This window comes from Burkholderia sp. Bp9140 (assembly GCF_003853425.1).
In the GTDB taxonomy this organism is placed as follows: domain Bacteria; phylum Pseudomonadota; class Gammaproteobacteria; order Burkholderiales; family Burkholderiaceae; genus Burkholderia.
Genome location: NZ_QTPQ01000092.1, coordinates 1 through 2,588, shown reverse-complemented (window position 1 = coordinate 2,588; position 2,588 = coordinate 1). Strand labels below are relative to the sequence as shown.

1 protein-coding gene, 3 tRNA genes and 1 rRNA gene are annotated in these 2,588 nt (G+C 61.4%); all 5 read right to left on the bottom strand.

All coding sequences use genetic code 11. The features are described from left to right. The coding region (locus DIE21_RS36695) for a GTP-binding protein (protein ID WP_033473206.1) at positions 1-86 on the bottom strand (86 nt) is incomplete at its 3' end. Between the two features lie 65 nt (positions 87-151). Next, positions 152-226: transfer RNA gene (locus DIE21_RS36690), tRNA-Thr, on the bottom strand. A gap of 24 nt (positions 227-250) precedes the next feature. Further along, positions 251-324: transfer RNA gene (locus tag DIE21_RS36685), tRNA-Gly, on the bottom strand. A gap of 44 nt (positions 325-368) precedes the next feature. Further along, a tRNA-Tyr gene (locus DIE21_RS36680) sits at positions 369-454 on the bottom strand. Between the two features lie 2,008 nt (positions 455-2,462). Beyond that, positions 2,463-2,575, bottom strand: a 5S ribosomal RNA gene (rrf, locus tag DIE21_RS36675). Between the last annotated feature and the right edge of the window lie 13 nt (positions 2,576-2,588).

The following is a 2,588-nucleotide window of genomic DNA, read 5'->3' as shown; positions in this document are numbered from 1 at the left end:
GTCAGCGTCGTCTTGCCGTGGTCAACGTGACCAATCGTACCAACGTTGACGTGCGGCTTGGTCCGCTCAAATTTACCCTTGGCCATTTTCGACTCCCAAAAGGAATTTCACAGGTTGCGCCGCGCGCAAACAGACACTGACTTTTTGCTGCTGGTGCCCATGGGCAGGATCGAACTGCCGACCTCTCCCTTACCAAGGGAGTGCTCTACCACTGAGCCACATGGGCGCTATACGCTTCAACTACACGAACTGGAGCGGGTGAAGGGAATCGAACCCTCGTCGTAAGCTTGGAAGGCTTCTGCTCTACCATTGAGCTACACCCGCACGGGCCACTAACGATTCCCTACCGCTCTCTGCGCTGATGTTCTTGGTGGAGGAGGTTGGATTCGAACCAACGTAGGCGTAAGCCAACAGATTTACAGTCTGCCCCCTTTAGCCACTCGGGCACCCCTCCGTAGAGAACTGACGATTATGGTGGTGCATCGCGCTCCTGTCAAGCACATCCGGAAGATTATTTTCATTCTCTTCCAGCGCGCCCTGGCGACTCACCCGACACCCGCGCTCACCTGGCTGAGGCAAGCACGAGAGGATCGCCGATCGGCGCCCACATCTTCGTCAGACTCCGTCTTCAGCGTCGATTTGCATCTTCGCTAAAAACGAAAGACCGCCATCATACGACGTCCCGCGCATAATGCCAAGCGGGTAGATGCAAAAAAATCCGCAATTTCCATGCCGGAAGGTTGCGAGACCTCCGCCAGGGACTCTGATCGATCGAAGTTGGAGGTATGAATCGGTGTACTGCAAGGCACCGGGTGGCTGGCGTCTCTGCAGCGGCTGTCGGCACACTGCAGCTAAAACCTGATTCAGTGTATAGGGCTACCGTCCTCATCGGTTCCGCGCGGCACATCGAACTTTCAGGATCGGACCGCCCCTCCGGTCGGCCCCCTCTCAGAAAGCCGGCGCGTACGTGCCACTCCGTGTCACGCGATCAAGCAGCCGCATCTCCACCCCTCTCCCACCCCATGCTTCATCCGGCCTTCCCTCTTGCTCCCGCGCCAGTCTTCGTCACTTCCGCAGCCCATGCGCCCCTCCCCAAACGGATGGCGCCGGCGGACAGGATCGCGGCGATCCGACAGCAGGCGCTCCCCGAGAACCACGTCTCAGGGCGCACAAAGGACACGGCGGCTCGCGCTGCGTATGACACGTTGAAGCCGGCCGACGACGCCGGTTGCTTGACCACTGCCGGCAGCAGGCGACGGCCGCGAGCGCCATGACTGCGGAAGCAATCACGTAAGCATGGGTGCCTGAAGGACATGCCGACCCACTTAATCCCGGCCGACAGCGACGGTGACGCCTCCCAGGGCGACACCGACAGTTCGGCCGGCCTTGATGTGTCTTGCGGCGCTGATACGCGACGATCTGCGCCTGCGCGCCTTGCTGCCGCATCGCTTGCGCGTCGCCGTCGCCGTCGCCGTCGCCGTCGCAGTGAGCGTGCAGCGGTGCAGCGCGCATTGCATCGGACCGTCGTGCAAGCCGACCAACATGAGCGTCTGGCCTGCCTATCGCAGCGAAGCCGCGCCGTACGCCACATCCGACGGGTCGATACGACGCACACCTCGCGCAGTTGAACGCGGATACCTGCGTCGGCTTTGACCAGGGCGCATATGCGACGCCTCGCATGGATCGAGAGGCAGAGGGGCAGTTTCGCTCGTCATTCAGGCGCCAACAGGCATGCGCCCGCGGGCTCGCCCTGCTCACGAGAGCCTCGGGGAGCGTCGCAGATTCGCCACGAAACGAACCAGTCACGCCCCGGCACCTCGGACCAAATCGCCAATATTGAGCAGAGATAGCTGAAATATGCAGCCAATAGGCCATGATGATGAACCAGCAAGGCGCGATCATCCGGCGAGTCGTGCAATGTGCTCGATGCGGCAAATAAAGGGGAGAAAGGCCAGGACACGAGATCGCTCCGAGCATGAAACGCCCATCGGCGGCAGCCAGATGAGTGACGAAACCTTTATCGTGCGCCAGGGCAATCGGCTACGCGCTCGATGGTCGATCGTCCGAAAGATGGAAGCCGGCACGAAGCTCGATGCCAGCGGTAACGAGAACTGATGGATGCAGCAGATCTCGCTGCGCGGGTTCGATGCTATCGGCCGTGATGAGAACCGGGATGCGTCAGCCGTGACACCATCAGATCAAACGACTCGACGTCGATCCGATTCCCGCTCTGCGAGAGGCGCAAGACTTGCTGCCCTGGCCGCGGAGATGGCAGTTGTCGCGGGATCAAGCTACTTGGTCCTGTCACGACATGGGTGTGCGGCGTGCGCATGAGGGCCCTGCCGCACCAGCTCGCCGGCGGCGCCGGCGAGCAGGCCCCCCGCCTCGCGGCCATCGCGCGTTTCCGGCGCCACAAATGCAAAAACCCCCGCCTGTTCGGGCGGGGGTTCTTGGCTTAGGGAGCCTGACGATTACCTACTTTCACACGGGAATCCGCACTATCATCGGCGTAGAGTCGTTTCACGGTCCTGTTCGGGATGGGAAGGGGTGGGACCGACTCGCTATGGTCATCAGGCAAAGAGGGTTGT